General features: G+C 56.2%; 11 protein-coding genes. 6 read left to right on the top strand and 5 right to left on the bottom strand.

From position 1 onward, the window contains the following. The first annotated feature begins 78 nt into the window (after window positions 1–78). The 3 genes from ACI0FJ_RS10280 to ACI0FJ_RS10270 all read left to right on the top strand — a co-directional run bounded on the left by ACI0FJ_RS10280 (window position 79) and on the right by ACI0FJ_RS10270 (window position 4,584). Window positions 79–750, top strand: a complete 672-nt coding sequence (locus ACI0FJ_RS10280) for a CBS and ACT domain-containing protein (RefSeq protein WP_424302759.1) — start codon at window positions 79–81, stop codon at window positions 748–750. 1,288 nt (window positions 751–2,038) lie between these two features. Beyond that, window positions 2,039–2,167, top strand: coding sequence for a hypothetical protein (locus ACI0FJ_RS10275; RefSeq protein ID WP_424302756.1), 129 nt, complete (start codon window positions 2,039–2,041; stop codon window positions 2,165–2,167). Between the two features lie 80 nt (window positions 2,168–2,247). Then, entirely contained in the window at window positions 2,248–4,584 is a 2,337-nt protein-coding gene (locus ACI0FJ_RS10270; protein ID WP_424306540.1) for a GGDEF domain-containing protein, read from the top strand. A 196-nt stretch (window positions 4,585–4,780) separates the two neighbouring features. Here the strand turns inward: ACI0FJ_RS10270 and ACI0FJ_RS10265 are convergent, their stop codons facing one another. Continuing rightward, window positions 4,781–5,056 carry a hypothetical protein gene (locus ACI0FJ_RS10265; protein ID WP_424302753.1) on the bottom strand — a complete coding sequence of 92 codons (276 nt, stop codon included), beginning with the start codon at window positions 5,054–5,056 and terminating at the stop codon, window positions 4,781–4,783. Between the two features lie 636 nt (window positions 5,057–5,692). Further along, a complete protein-coding gene (locus ACI0FJ_RS10260; protein WP_424302750.1) occupies window positions 5,693–6,889 on the bottom strand; it encodes a GAK system CofD-like protein in 1,197 nt (398 codons plus the stop codon). Window positions 6,890–7,113: 224 nt separating this feature from the next. Between ACI0FJ_RS10260 and ACI0FJ_RS10255 the strand changes: the two genes are divergently transcribed. From ACI0FJ_RS10255 to ACI0FJ_RS10245, 3 genes are all read left to right on the top strand, one after another. After that, window positions 7,114–10,956: a class I adenylate cyclase gene (locus ACI0FJ_RS10255; protein ID WP_424302747.1), complete on the top strand. Its 3,843-nt coding sequence runs from the start codon at window positions 7,114–7,116 to the stop codon at window positions 10,954–10,956. Between the two features lie 449 nt (window positions 10,957–11,405). Beyond that, window positions 11,406–11,852, top strand: a complete 447-nt coding sequence (locus tag ACI0FJ_RS10250) for an ArsR/SmtB family transcription factor (protein ID WP_424302744.1) — start codon at window positions 11,406–11,408, stop codon at window positions 11,850–11,852. Window positions 11,853–11,896: 44 nt separating this feature from the next. After that, complete coding sequence (locus ACI0FJ_RS10245; RefSeq protein WP_424302741.1) at window positions 11,897–13,174, top strand: SO_0444 family Cu/Zn efflux transporter; 1,278 nt, start codon at window positions 11,897–11,899, stop codon at window positions 13,172–13,174. 86 nt (window positions 13,175–13,260) lie between these two features. Here ACI0FJ_RS10245 and hemC read toward each other — a convergent pair whose 3' ends face one another. Genes hemC through ACI0FJ_RS10230 form a run of 3 tightly spaced genes read right to left on the bottom strand, consistent with a single transcriptional unit; the run spans window position 13,261 to window position 15,130 of the window. Beyond that, window positions 13,261–14,187: a hydroxymethylbilane synthase gene (hemC, locus tag ACI0FJ_RS10240; RefSeq protein WP_424302738.1), complete on the bottom strand. Its 927-nt coding sequence runs from the start codon at window positions 14,185–14,187 to the stop codon at window positions 13,261–13,263. 34 nt (window positions 14,188–14,221) lie between these two features. Beyond that, window positions 14,222–14,461, bottom strand: a complete 240-nt coding sequence (locus tag ACI0FJ_RS10235; RefSeq protein WP_424302735.1) for an FmdB family zinc ribbon protein — start codon at window positions 14,459–14,461, stop codon at window positions 14,222–14,224. A gap of 42 nt (window positions 14,462–14,503) precedes the next feature. Then, window positions 14,504–15,130 carry a D-sedoheptulose 7-phosphate isomerase gene (locus tag ACI0FJ_RS10230; protein ID WP_424302732.1) on the bottom strand — a complete coding sequence of 209 codons (627 nt, stop codon included), beginning with the start codon at window positions 15,128–15,130 and terminating at the stop codon, window positions 14,504–14,506. Window positions 15,131–15,205 lie beyond the last annotated feature (75 nt).

The following is a 15,205-nucleotide window of genomic DNA, read 5'->3' as shown; positions in this document are numbered from 1 at the left end:
CAATATGTAGGTCAAACCGGAAAATCTTGTGCCTGTGGCAGTTCAAGCAGCATTAATAAGAACACGGAGGAGCGTTCCATGCGCCTGAAGAATTGGATGAGCACCGATGTCATCACCGTCACTCCCGAAAGTTCGATGATGAAGGCGGCCAAGCTCATGAAAGACAACGATATCGACCGCCTTCCGGTTATCAACGACGAGGGTGTGCTCGTTGGTATCATTTCCGATCGTGACGTCAAAGAGGCCTCGCCCAGCAAGGCCACCACGTTGGATGTGCATGAGCTCTACTACCTGCTGTCCGAAATCAAGGTAAAAGACATCATGACCCGCAATCCCGTGGCCCTGCGCCTGGAAGAGACCGTGGAAAAAGCCGCCGTGGTCATGCATGAAAAGCGCCTCAGCGGACTGCCCGTGGTGGATGAAAACGATGTGGTGTGCGGCATCATCACGGAAAACGATATCTTCAATGTTTTCATCGAAATCACCAGGGTCAAGGACGGTGGTATTCAGATGGGCTTCAGGCTGCCCCGTGTGCCCGGCGCGCTCAAGCCCATCCTGGAAGACCTCGTCTCCTTCGGTGCCTCCATTCTTTCCGTCATCACCGTGTATCCGCAGGGACAGGAACATCGCCAAGTATACATCCGTATAGCGGAGATGGAAAAGTCTGAGCTGAACAAGATCGAGAAATCGCTGAACGAAAATTACGAGCTCATGTTTTGGTTGCGGGATAACGTGCATTCCATCCTGTAACCACCCTCAGGCGGCGGAGAAAGGCGCGATAGCTGCGTTGGTTCAAAATACACAAACCCTCGCGTATGCAAAAAATACGCGTCGGTCTTGTGTATTTTTCCCGCCTTGCTCTCCCACCTTTCTCCGCCGCCTGCGTCTGTTGGTAGCCGCCTCGTAATGCAAGAAGAAAATGTGGAGTTGTGGAGAGCGGCGCGATAGCTGCGTTGGTTCAAAATACGCAAACCCTCGCGTATGCAAAAATACGCGTCTGTCTTGTGTATTTTTCCCGTCTTGCTCTCCCACCTTTCTCCGTCGCCTGCGTCTGTTGGTAGCCGCCTCGTAATGCAAGAAGAAAAGGTGGAGTTGTGGAGAGCGGCGCGATAGCTGCGTTGGTTCAAAATACGCAAACCCTCGCGTATGCAAAAATACGCGTCGGTCTTGTGTATTTTTCCCGCCTTGCTCTCCCACCTTTCTCCGCCGCCTGCGTCTGTTGGTAGCCGCCTCATAATGCAAGAAGAAAATGTGGAGTTGTGGAGAGCGGCGCGATAGCTGCGTTGGTTCAAAATACGCAAACCCTTGCGTATGCAAAAATACGCGTCTGTCTTGTGTATTTTTCCCGTCTTGCTCTCTCACCTTTCTCCGCCGCCTGCGTCTGTTGGTAGCCGCCTCGTAATGCAAGAAGAAAATGTGGAGTTGTGGAGAGCGGCGCGATAGCTGCGTTGGTTCAAAATACGCAAACCCTCGCGTATGCAAAAATACGCGTCTGTCTTGTGTATTTTTCCCGTCTTGCTCTCCCACCTTTCTCCGTCGCCTGCGTCTGTTGGTAGCCGCCTCGTAATGCAAGAAGAAAAGGTGGAGTTGTGGAGAGCGGCGCGATAGCTGCGTTGGTTCAAAATACACAAACCCTCGCGTATGCAAAAAATACGCGTCTGTCTTGTGTATTTTTCCCGTCTTGCTCTCCCACCTTTCTCCGCCGCCTGCGTTTGTTGGTAGCCGTCTCGTAATGCAAGAATAAAATGTGGAGTTGTGGAGAGCGGCGCGATAGCTGCGTTGGTTCAAAATACACAAACTCTCGCGTATGCAAAAATACGCGTCTGTCCTGTGTATTTTTCCCGTCTTGCTTTCCCACCTTTCTCCGCCACCTGCCGTATTGCATACTGTCGCCAATTTCGGAGAAAAGGGGCATATACCCGTTCTTTTTTTTGTCACCAAGTGTTCACTTGGATTTCACCCGTACGAGACGCCTGCTTTATAAGAAAAGAGTGTTTTTCCTCCAACAGACGCGGGAAAATTCATACGGAGGCGGACCATGAGCGGACAATCCAACTTTCCTCTTTTTCGGTATGATTCGGAAGAACGACTGCGCCACATGGTATATATTGCGGGAGCGTTTCCTCTGTTGATGCTCATCGTGCATCTGGGGATTATCTGGGCATAATCCAACACTCATTCAGTAATGTTCAGGCGCTGACTGGGGGGGATTCCAGGGCGGGCCGCTCTGGAAAACAGGTATTGAAAATGAAGGCGGGAATTAAAAAAAGTTTTTCTTCCGCAGCTGGTGCAGAGCAGCGGTGGATTTCTCCACGGCTGCTGTCCACTCAGGCAGCGGCAGGCGGACTTTCACTGAGTTTATCCATGCGCAGGGAGTTTGAAAACATCCTGCACAGTGGCAGAGCCATCGGCTTTTACCTTTTCGAAATCCATAATTTTTCCGCATACAGCGAACTGTACGGCGAGGGCGTGTCCGAGGACGTTACCGCCGTGCTGCACCGTGAGCTGAACGTGTTGTGCGAAGAGGTCTGCGGAGTCAGCCCGGTGATGCTTGTACAGCATGAGCCGGGAGTGCTGGTGATGCTGTGCGGTGTTGAGCGGCAGCAGAAATCGCAGATGGCCAATAATACCCTTGCCCTGCGCTTCAAGCTCAAGAGCCAGGTAAAGCAGGAATCCCTGCGTCTGACCGGCCAGCCATTGGACGTGCGGGCAGGCTATTCCATGATCTCGGAACTGAACGGCGACTTTGACCACACCATGTACAATGCCTATTGCGAGGCCATGGCTACGGTGGGCAAGCGCGGAGACGACGGGGAGCTTGATCTTTTGCGCGAGTTCCGGGCGGTGCTGGCAAAACCGTCCATCCAGACCGTGTATCAGCCCATCGTGGATTTCTCCGAGCAACGCATCTACGCCTGGGAAGCCCTGGCCCGCGGCCCGGAAGACAGCTACTTCAGTCAGCCCTCCATGCTCTTCGAGTTTGCCGAGGAAACCGGCAACCTGTTCAACCTGGAAAAGGTCTGCCGGGAAAAGGCATTCGAAAATCTGGGCGAACTGGAGCCTTCGCAAAAGGTCTTTTTCAACATCCATCCCAAAACCCTGTCCGATCCTTCCTTCACCCCTGGCGAAACGGCCCGGCTGGTCAAGGAGTTCGGCATCAGTCCTTCGAACATTGTTTTCGAAGTCACGGAACGCCATTCCATCCACGACTTTTCCCTGTTTGTGAAAACCCTGGAGCACTACCGTAGCCAGGGGTTCAAGGTTGCCGTGGACAATGCCGGGACAGGATATTCCGGGCTTTGGTCCATGGCCGAGCTGAAACCCGAATACATCAAGCTCGACCTGGGACTGGTGCACGGTGTGGACCAAGATTCGGTAAAACGGGCCATGGTGGAAACCCTGCTGTCCTTTGGTCACAGCATCGGCAGCAAGGTGATTGCCGGGGGGGTGGAAAACGAGGCCGAGCTGACCTGCCTGATCGGCCTTGGCGTCAAGTTCGGTCAGGGTTTTTTTCTCGGCGGGCCGGAACGGCCAAAGCCGGAGCCCAGTGTGCAGCTTCCGGTCTTTCATGGTCGCAACAAGGGGCTCAGCAAGGAAGAAATCAAGTGTTCCATCCCGGTCGTCAAGCTGGCCAAAGCAGCCCATTTTGTTGAGCCGGGAACAAAGGTCAAGGAAATCAAGATGCTGCTGGAAGGGCGCGACCCCATCAGCGCCATCGTGGTTGCCGAGGACGGTGTTCCGGTGGGGCTGGTGATGAGCCACCACATGGATCGCGCCCTTTCCACCCGCTACGGCATGTCGTTGTACTACAACCGGGACGCCACCCGCGTGATGGATGGCAATCCACTGGTGGTGGACGGGACAACACCCGTGGAAATCGTGGCCCGTGCAGCCATGGACCGCGAGCAATTCAAAATTTACGACCATATCATCGTTACCGAGCACAACAAGCTGGCAGGCATTGTTTCCGTGCGCCGCATTCTGGACACCCTGGCCTCGGTGCAGGTGGAAATGGCCAAGGGGGCAAATCCCCTGTCCGGGCTTCCCGGCAACGTGGCTATTGAACTGGAACTGGAAAAGCGCGGGCAGAGCGGCAAGGCGTTCAGCATCGTCTACGCGGACCTGGACAACTTCAAGGTCTACAACGACATCTATGGGTTCAAGGACGGCGACAGCATCATCCTGCTCATTGCGCGGATCATCAATTGGGCCATCCGGCGGCATGGCACGGGCGACGACTTTGCCGGACATGTGGGCGGTGACGACTTTGTCGTTATTTCCCGTCCTGAAAAATGCGAGCGCATCTGCAAGGCCATTACTCGGTGCTTCGGCAGGCTGGTCCGTTACCGCTATACTCCGGAAGACAGATGCAAAGGCTACATTACCGGCAAGGGACGTTCCGGCGAGGTGGCGAATTTCCCTCTGGTTTCTGTCTCGCTTGCCATCGTCGACTGTATGGGCGCGTGCGACCTGCCCGCCATCGGCAAACGGTCGGCAGAGATGAAAAAATACGCCAAGAGCATTCCCGGCAACTCCTTTGTGCGTGATCGGCGGGCGCCGCTTGGCAGTGGGCAAGGGCGCTGAAAAAGGCGCGATAGCGTCGTTGCAGCGGTCCATTCAAGCCGCTTGTGTACGTAAGAGTACACGTCGCGTTTGAATAGACCTCGCGTCTTGCTCTCACACCTTTTTGAGCACCCTGCGAACGGGAGCAGGTAAGAGCAGAAGAAAAATTGCTGTAATATTCGGATGAGTTTTTTTAATCTTCCCGCAGTCTTTTCTTTCAAAATCCACCACCGCAACTTTGTGGGCTGCTCAAAAAGGCGGCGATAGCCAGGCGCCAGCGAAACACAAGGCCGACGCGTATTTCCTGATACGCGAGGATTTGTGTTTCGCGCAGCAACGAATCTGAGGTCGCTTTTTCAGTTTTGATTCCCCTGCATTCTCGGTCGGGGTTGGTCGATGGAGCAAAAGAAAAGCTTGTTTTATCTGGTGAGCGAGCAAGTGTGATGAGTCTTTGAAGAAATTTTCTTGCTGCCTTTCTTTTAAAAATCACCACCGCAACTTTGTGGGCTGCTCAAAAAGGCGGCGGGAGCCAGGCGCCAGCGAAACACAAGGCCGACGCGTATTTCCTGATACGCGAGGATTTGTGTTTCGCGCAGCAACGAATCTGAGGTCGCTTTTTCAGCTTTGATTCCCCTGCATTCTCGGTCGGGGTTGGTCGATGGAGCAAAAGAAAAGCTTGTTTTATCTGGTGAGCGAGCATGTGGGATGAGTCTTTGAAGAAATTTTCTTGCTGCCTTTCTTTTAAAAATCACCACCACAATTTTATGGGCTACTCAAAAAGGCGGCGGGAGCCAGGCATCAGCGAAACGCAAGGCCGACGAGTATTTCCTGATACGCGAGGATTTGTGTTTCGCGCAGTAACGAAGCTGAGGTCGCTTTTTCAGTTTTGATCATGGGTGAGAGCAGAAGAAAAATTGCTGTAATATTCGGATGAATTTTTTTTAATCTTCCCGCAGTCTTTCTTTCAAATTCCACCACCTCAATTTTATGGGCTGCTCAAAAAGGCGGCGGTAGCCAGGCGCCAGCGAAACACAAGGCCGACGCGTATTTCCTGATACGCGAGGATTTGCGTTTCGCGCAGCAACGAAGCTAACGTCCCTTTTTCAGCAGCCCATCCGCCCACCCGCCTTTAGCAAAGCGACAGCAACACATCCAACACCTTACGCTCGTCCAGATAGGGCGCACTCTCTTCGGTCACCAGCGGCGTGTCGATGATCTCGATGCCGTAGCGCCGGATTTTCGCCAGTTCCAGAGGCGCGGGATAGTTGCCATTGGCCGAATCGATAAGGATGAAATTGAGCAGGTCGCCCACAGGTGAACGTTCGGAACTGCTCCTGTCCAGGTAGTCGATGATGGTCTTGACCGCGTCAAACAGCGTCATCCCCTTCATTTCCGGGTCGTTCCCCAGGTTGGGAATGTAGATTTTGGGGCACTTGTTGTTGCGCACCGCATCGCCTACTCCGGCGGGCAGCAGGTTGGCTATCAGGCTTGTGTAGAAACTGCCCATGGGAAAGCAGATAAGGTCGCAGGTCTGGATCAGTTCCCTGGTCTTTTTGCGAATGGGAATCTGCAACCGTTCCTCGCTGTCTTCCTCCCTTGTCAGGTACAGGTCGGTGATGGGCGAGGCTATGGGAGCCACCTCCTTGCCGGTAATGAGGTGCTGGCCCACAAGGCGTTTTCCGTCCGCAGTGGTTGCGGCCAGATGAATGTTCCGGTTGACGATGGGTCGGACCACGCCACGGGCTTCCACAAGCTTGCTGAACAGGTAGATGACCGGGTCGATATGGCGGTTGTAATTGAAAAATCCACCGGCCAGGATCAGGTTGCCGATGCTTGCCCCGCGCAGGTCGAAGGTGTCCGGCATCCGCTCCAGGAAAAACCGCAGATGGGTGCGTACGATTTTGCGCATGGGGTCGCGTACGGTCTTCATCAGGTCGTCCTGGTTCTGGACCATGTTTTTCAGCCGTTCCAGCAGTTCGTCCTGCCCGGCGTCTTTGGGAAAGCGATAGCTGAACAGGTTGAAGACTTCCGGGTTGCCTTTCAGGCTTCTATCGGCCAGGGCCATGAGCCGATTGCGAATGTCGCCCACCGCCAGCATGGAAAAGGACTTGCGCAGTTCGGCGGATGAACCGCCGGAGTCGAACGAAGTGATCAGGTGGATGCTGTTGTGCGTGTAGTCGATGATGTGCTGCGACATCTGGCGCAGGGCCGAGCCGCCGCTGAAAAAAAGAATTCTGGGGCCCAGGTCGGGTGCGCGAAGGCTGCGGGCGATTTTTATTTTATCGGGCAGGGAAAGCGTTCTGGTAATGGTTATTTTTTTATTCAAAACCCTGCCCTCCGGGTGGCAGCGGGAGCTTGTGTGCGCGTGTCAGGAAAACATGGAGAAAAATCACTGTTTGATGCTTGAAGTTTTGCTGGAAAATGTAGCACAGTCAATACTGCATTTGGATTGAGTTCTTTTGACTTTTTGCCGCCGAGCCCTACGGAAAGGCTTTGCCGGGAGTCCCGGCGACAGATTTGTTCCCTACCGACTATATGGATGTACGGTTGATGGTAGAACAAGCGCCCCAACGTGAGACCCTGTTGCGTAGTCTGCGCTCCTATGCGGTGTCGCCTCCTACGGAAAGGCTCTGGCCGGAGATGGAACGGCTTGTGCGGCTCCTCATTGCCACAGGCAGGGAGCCGGGGGAAGATTTTGGCGAATGCTGCCGGGCTTTCAACGAGCTGGCTATCATTCTCTACGGCCTGGCGGAAAGGGCGGACCCGGAAAATGACCGGGAGCTTGTTTTGATCTGCCTGCGGGGCTTGGCCGAGCTGGGACCGCTGGGGCGGACTTTGTTCATCGATTATGTGGAGCAGGAGCGTATCCCGTTCGACGAGCCTGCCATCATTATCGCGGCCTTGGAAGACCAGCACAAGCTGCATCTTCTCAACAGCTATCTCATGTCCCACCGCCGGAGAAACAGCGAGTTCCATCAGTTCGCCCTGGATGTGCTGACCATGATCAAGGACAGCACCCCCATGGAAGTACGCCATTTCCTGGCCGAGACCAGGAATCTCATGCCGGGATACGCCTTTCCCGTAACCGAGGCCATCCACGAAGGGGCGTACGGCATACAGCTGGGTCAGATTCTGGACCGTGGCGAGTTTTCCGGCGAGCTGCTCAAGGCCCTGGAATTTCCCATGACCCTTCGGCGCGATCCCTTCCCCGGCATGCTGGTGGACCTGCTGGTGCTGGAAGAGGACAATGTCGATCACCTTCTGCCTGTTTTCCGAGCCTTGAAACAGGCGCGGCCCCGTGCGCAGCGGCGGGTGGTTTCATCCCTGAGCCGTTTCCTCAACCACCCGGACAGGAACGTGGCCATGAACGCCTTCGAGGTTTTGGCCATGATGGGCGTGCCCGTGCTGGGACGGCTGGCCGCGGCCCTGTACACCAAGCGGCCTGCCATGAAAAAGGGCGTGCTTGTCCGGCTGCCGATGCTCGGCTTCGCCCATTATCAGGCTTTTTTACGCGCCATTCCCCGCAATCAGGCACCTGTCGCGGCCTTTGTGCTGTTTCTCGCCCTGTGCCGGGTGGACCCGGAAAACATTTCCAAACTGCTGGACGAACTCAACGGCGCGGACGCCTTGAAGTCCTTTGTTTCCCCATCCGTCCGTTCCAAACTGGTGGAGCCCGAGTTCAAGCAATGCAACCTTGCTCCCGCTGCCCAGAAAAAGGAACGAAAGGGACTCTTCGGTTTTGGCGGCCATGGCAGCGAAGACAAGGACAGTTCTTCGGGCAGCATGCATTTTGCCCTGAACAAGGAAACCAGCTACCGGCTTTCGGCCAACGGGCGCGAAGTGGTGGGGGCCACGGCAACGGAGTGCGATTTTACCGGGGCGGACTTTGCAGGGGCGTTTCTGAAGGAGTGCGTGTTCGAGCGGTGTACCTTTCGGAATTCTGGTTTTTCCGTGGCGGTTTTCACCGATTGCCGTTTTGTGGACTGTACTTTCAAAATTTGCAACTTGCGCTCCAGCAGGTGGTTCCGCTGTGTTCTGGATGGATGCCGCATGGAGGACAGTCTGCTGTCCGGTGCCGGGTTCTCCTGTCTGTGGGCGGATGCATCGGCCTTTGTGCGTTCCTGTCTGTTCGGCGCGCAGGTGCTGGATTCCGAGTTGACCGCCTGTGCCATCCAGCAGGTGGATCTCTCTTCCTCCGAGTTCGACAGAGTTTCCTTTTCCGGCATGCATTTCGGCGACTGCATGTTTCGGGATGCCCGGCTCTCCCATCTGCGCCTCGACAATGCCCGGTTCGAGGCCTGCGTTTTTGTGGGATGCAGCGTGGCGGGACTTTCCGGGAACGACCCGGTTATGGGCGAGATTGCCGACCACACGTTGGCCCAGCGTCTGGCGGTTGCCGCCGAGGAGCTGGAAAAGGAACGCCTGCCCCGCGGGCTGACCCGGACAACGCTCGCACTTTCCGCCAAGGTTGTGGCCACCTGGTTCAGGCGCCGGGCAGCTGCCTGCCAGGCCCGTCCTTTTCTGGTCAACAATTTCAGGCGGCTGAATTGGGCACAAGAAAAAATGGAGCGCCGCCAGGTCGAGCTGCTTCAGATTATTCCTTTTCTGCTTCATTCGGATTTTTTTGACCGGGCCTTCGGCCTGTACCCGCAGGCGCCGCCCTGCCATATCAGTGGATATGTCCCGGATTACACCACGCTGGAACTTACCCGCAAATACCTGCCCGATGCGCGTTTGCCCGAAACGCACGATGACGCCATCAGCATCGAGGGACTTTACACCATCGGTTCTTTGGGCACGGTGGCCCAGTCGGCAAGTTCGGATGTGGACTACTGGGTCTGTTGCGATCTGGACAATATAGCCGAGGACGACGTCCAGGGGCTGAACACCAAGCTGGAAGCCATTTCCCAGTGGGCGGACAGCGAGTTCGACCTTGAGGTCTATTTCTTCCTTATGGATGTACGCAGCGTGCGCGAAAATAATTTCGGCAGCAGCGGTGGCGAGTCCTCGGGAACGGCCCAGGCGTTGATGCTCAAGGAAGAATTTTACCGGACCGCCGTGCACGTGGCGGGTAAGCTCCCGGTGTGGTGGATCGTGCCGCCGGGCACGGGACAGGCCGAATATGACATGGTGGTGCGCAAGCTCGATGACGAGCTGCAGAAACAGTATGTGGATCTGGGCCATGTGGCGGCCATTCCCATAAGCGAGTTTTTCGGGGCCTCGCTCTGGCAGATCGTCAAGGCCATGAAAAGCCCGTTCAAATCCATTATGAAGTTCGGCCTGCTGGAACGCTATATTTCACAGGGGGATTTCCGGAACAGCCTGCTGTGCGACCGCATCAAGGCCAATCTGCTGGCCGGGCACGAGGACATTTGGCACATCGACCCGTATGTCCTGCTTTTCAGCGAGGTGGCGGAGTTTTACGCCAACAAGGGAGAGCGCGACACGCTCGAGCTGGTCAAGATGTCCTTTTTTCTCAAGTCGCAGATCAAACGCGAGGCCGGACGCATTCTTTTGCCTGCGCGATTGGAGGAAAAGAACGTGCGCCAGCTGTTCTCGGGCCAGTCCGGCGCGACTCCTTTGGATTTTCAGGAGGTGCTCACCGCGGACGAGTGGAACCTGGGGCGGCTTATTGAAATAGGCACGCGTATCAACCAGTTCGTCATCAATACCTATCTCAAGGTGCGCGAGCAGCAGAAGGCGCATGCCTCCATTGCCATCAATCCCCTGGACCTGACCAAGCTGGGGCGCAAGATCTTTTCCACCTTTGCCCATCGCGAGCACAAGATAGACCGGCTCTCCTTCACCAGCATGAAGAAGAGTTTCATCGACCAGATTGAATTCACGGCCGAGACGCGGCCCAACAAGGGGCAGATATTTGTGGTGCAGGGCGGGCAGATGGAGCAGGCCACCCGGCGCATGGAAAGCGTGGAGCTGAAACGCAACAAGGATATTGCCTGGCTGTTCACCTGGCTGGCTGCCAACGGGGTCTATATCGACGGGGTGCAGGTCAAGGTCGACTTCACCTTGTCTCCTGTTATTGTCAAGGATTGCGAAGACTTGCTTTCATCCTTGGTTGACTACTTTCCGCCCAAGAGTACCTTTGACACGGACATCGGAGAAAACCTCAACCCGGAGCGTGTGGTCAAGGCGTACTTCATCCTCAATCTTATGCAGCCACGCGAAGCAGAACACATTCAGCAAGCCTCCATTGTCTACTCCACCAATTGGGGCGAAATGTTCTGTAAAACCGTGCTGGTGGACGACGACAGCCTGAATGTCGATCCGCTGGACTTTTTGCGCACCCATGTGGAGCAGGAGTGCTCCGCGAATCCGAAGATGGACTTCTTCATTCCCCACCGTTCTACCTGTCCCGGCATTTTGGTTCCGTAATCCGGGTTCCCGGCCCAGGCTGCTGACAAAGGCCCGATAGCGTCGTTGTTTCAAAAAACTCAAACCCTCGCGTATCTGAAAATATGCGTCGGTCTTGAGTTTTTTTTACGACGGTGAGTCTTGTGGCTCTCGTACCTTTTTGAGCAGCCTGCCAGATTGAACTTTGTAATCAATCTGAGCCGAGTCCCGGTCTTTCCTTTCTTTTTTCCAAGTTTCCTGGTCCGACGAGATGTTTGGTGAGCCCTTTGTGTAGCCTTGGAGAACATGAATTTTCCATTCTATACGGAGAGTTGGCGGACTGCGTAGAGTGGTGCGGTGGCGTATCCTTTGCTTTTGAAAGATTGGCTGCGCACTAAGGGAAGAGCTTTTTCATCAGCTTCTGTTGACAGCGCGCTTGTGACTACATATGAACAAATGAACATATGATGAATAATTCATAGGAGAGTATCGTGTCCCAAACCACAGAAAATCCCGGCAAGGCTTCGGAAGAACTTCCGGAAGACGCCCATTGTTTCTGCAATGACCACCACGAAGCCGTGGCCCTGGCCCGACGTTCAATGGCCTCGGATGAATCCATTGAACGCGCCGCCGAGATGTTCAAGGCCATGGGCGATCCCAACCGGTTGCGCATTCTGGCGGCCCTGGCTGCCGTGACTGAAGAATCCGAACGGACCGGAGAAGAGCGGGAAGACGGGGAGCTCTGTGTCTGTGCCCTGTGCGATCTGCTGGGGTTGTCCCAGTCGTCGGTGTCGCATCAGCTTCGGCTTTTGCGAGCCATGCGCCTGGTCAAGGGGCGCAAGCAGGGCAAGTGGGTCTACTATAGTTTGGACGACGATCACGTGAAAACGCTCATGGCGCAGGGGCTGTGCCATGCCGCCAACGACTGCTCGTCCTAAGCTGGAATACATCAGGAACCGCAAGTGCTCCTTTGGGAGGAACCATGGTTGACATGCTTATCGGAATAGTCCGGGAAACCTGGATAATTTTAAACGATTCCGCACCCTATGTGTTGTTCGGAATGTTCGTGGCCGGTCTGCTCAAGGCCTATATGCCCGATGACTTCATTGCACGCCATCTTGGAAAGAGCGGGACCGCATCGGTCCTGAAGGCCTCGCTCATGGGGGTGCCCCTGCCATTGTGCTCCTGCGGGGTGCTTCCCACCGCCTTGGGACTGCGCAAGCAGGGGGCCAGCAAGGGGGCGGTTACGTCTTTTCTTATTTCCACACCGGAAACCGGCGTGGATTCCATTGCCGTAACCTATGCCCTGCTCGACCCGGTCATGACCGTGATCCGGCCCGTGGCCGCATTCATTACCGCAATCCTGGCCGGACTGGCAGTGAACCGTCTGCCCGAAGATCCGGAGGAAGAAGCCGGTCTGGACCATTCGGTTCCGGTTTCGTCGTGCGGATGTTCAGACCCGGCATGTTCCGCAGATGAGCACGATGCGGGATGTTCCGACGGGTGCACGGATGCGTGTTGTTCGTCTGCATGTGATTCGGGGCATGGTTCGGAAGAAGCGACACCGCAAATCGGAACGATTCTGCGTCCCACGCACGACCATGTCCACGCCTTTGCCTCGTGTGACACCGGTTGCGGTTGCGGCGGCCATTCGCCCAGCCATTCGCACAACCATTCGCATAGCCCGCAGCTTGGCGACCTCACACCGCCCAGCCGTCTGCGCAAGGGCATGGAGTTCGCCTTTATAGAGCTCTCCAAGGACATCGGCTTCTGGCTGCTGGCCGGAATCGTCCTGGCAGGGGGCATCAGCTATTTTCTGCCTCCCAACTTTGTGGCGGAAAACCTGGGCGAAGGCATGTTCTCCATGCTGCTCATGCTGGTTATCGGCGTGCCCATGTATGTATGCGCCACGGCCTCCACACCCATTGTTGCGGCCCTGGCACTCAAGGGACTTTCTCCGGGGGCGGCCCTGGTCTTTCTTCTGGCCGGACCGGCCACCAACGCCGCCGGACTTACCGTGCTGGCCAAGCGATTGGGCAAGCGCACCACCATGGTCTATGTGGCGGCCATTTCCGTTGTTTCCCTGGCCCTTGGAATGGGTGTGAACGTCCTGTATCACGCCTTGGGGCTGTCCGTGGCCGATTGGGTAAGCCAGAGCGCGGGCGAGAGCATTTCCGTGGTTTCCGTGGTTTGCTCCCTGCTTTTGGTTGGGCTGGTTGTTCGGGCCAAGTACGGGCATAAGTTGGGACTCGGCCGTTAATCCCACGCCCATAAATAAAGAAAAACGCCCTGCGGACATATATCCGCAGGGCGTTTTGTATTTGGGATGGTCCCGACAGACTTCGGCTATTGGGCCGCGTACACTTCGTCGAGAATTTTTTTGCCACCCGCGGCCAGCACCTTTTGCGCCAGTGCCTGCCCGATGTCCCAGGCCTCTTCGGCCGGACCGTCGGCTTCCATGCGGATGACCTCCTGGCCTTTGGCGTCCGCCACAAGACCGGTAAGGTGCACGGTGTCGTCGTGCAGTTCGGCGTAACCGGCAATGGGTACCTGGCATCCGCCGTCCAACCCTGTCAGAAAACCGCGTTCCGCCTGTACGCAGATGCGGGAAGGGGTGTGGTTGATGAAAGAGAGCAGCGAGGCGATGTTCTTGTCATCCTCGCGGTATTCGATGCCCAGGGCACCTTGCGCCACGGCGGGCAGAAAGTCCGGCGGCCCCAGCACCTGCATCTTGGGTCCGCTGAACCCCAGGCGCTTCAGCCCGGAGGAGGCCAGAACAATGGCGTCGTACTGTCCTTCGGTCAGCTTGCGCAGACGTGTGTCCAGGTTGCCGCGCAACGTCTGGATGTCCAGGTCGGGCCTGCGCATCCACAGTTGGGCCTGGCGGCGCAGACTGGCAGTGCCGACCACGGCTCCCTGGGGCAGGTCGTCCAGTCCGTTGTACTTGACGGAGAGGAGCGTATCCGTGGGCGTTTCGCGGTTGGGGATAATGCCCACAACCAGTCCGGCAGGCAGCTCCGTGGGCACGTCCTTCATGGAGTGCACGGCCAGATGGGCGCGTCCGTCCAGAAGAGCGTCTTCGATTTCCTTTACAAACAATCCCTTGCCGCCAATTTTGGCCAGCGGAACGTCCAGGATCTTGTCGCCCTTGGTTTTGATCTTGAGCAGCTCGACGTGGACGCCGTGCCGTTTCTCAATAAGGGACTTGATGTGGTTCGCCTGCCACATGGCGAGCAAACTGCCCCGTGTGGCGATAACAATGGTGTCGGTCATAGTCTCGCGAGTGGTTGGAGTGCAGAGATCCGGCTCAGCCGCCGCAGGAAGAACAATTGCCGCCCACGCATCCGGAGCAGCCGCCAGAGGAGCTGGACGAGCTTGAGGAGGGCATTTCCAGTCCTCCGGCTCCACCAGTCTTGTGACGGCAGCAGGACATCAGTTTTTCCGTGTCCTTGGAGCCGCAGTCGGGGCAGTCGGGCTTGGCATCGCCAAACACGACTTCTTCAAATTCTTTGCCGCAAGCCGCGCATTTGTATTCAAAAATCGGCATAATTCCTCCTGAAATGTTTCAGGCGTCTTCCTTCGGACGTTGTTACACGTCTTCCTGGATAGGCAGATAGGGTTGCAGTTCCGTGACCGCCTCGAACAGAAAAAAGTCCACCAGATTGCACAACATATGCCCGATGGAGATGTGTACTTCCTGAATAAGGGCCGTCACCTTACCGGGGACGAGCAGGTTATGCATGGCCATGGGGGCCATTTCCCCGCCGTTTTGTCCGCCCATGCTTACGCAGGTAATGCCCTTGTCTCGGGCCACCCGGAAGGCGCGGATAACGTTGGGGCTGTTGCCCGAGGTGGAAATTCCCACCAGCACGTCGCCCTTGGTGCCCAGAGCCTGAACCTGTTTGGAAAAAACCTGGTCGAAACCGTAGTCGTTCCCGATAGCGGTAAGCACGGAGGTGTCGGTCGTCAAGGCTATGGCCGGAAGCGGAGGCCGTTCCAGCTGGAAACGGTTGACGAATTCCGCCACTATATGCTGGGCGTCGGCCGCACTGCCGCCGTTGCCACAGAACAGCAGTTTGCCGCCGCGGGCAAGGCACACGGCCATTACCCGGGCCACATCCACCACGTCCTGTCCGTACTGCTCGAAAAATTTTTCTCTAAGGGCCATGCCTTCGCGGCAATGGGTCATAACCCTGTCCAATGCTTCCTGCGACATGTGTCCTCCTGCTGCATGACGGCTTTGCAGACGATTTGAAATCCCAACCTGTCCGGCGCTTGCGGACGGTTGCGA

Source organism: Desulfovibrio sp. 7SRBS1, from assembly GCF_049723905.1.
In the GTDB taxonomy this organism is placed as follows: domain Bacteria; phylum Desulfobacterota; class Desulfovibrionia; order Desulfovibrionales; family Desulfovibrionaceae.
This window is presented reverse-complemented; position numbering and strand designations above follow the sequence as displayed.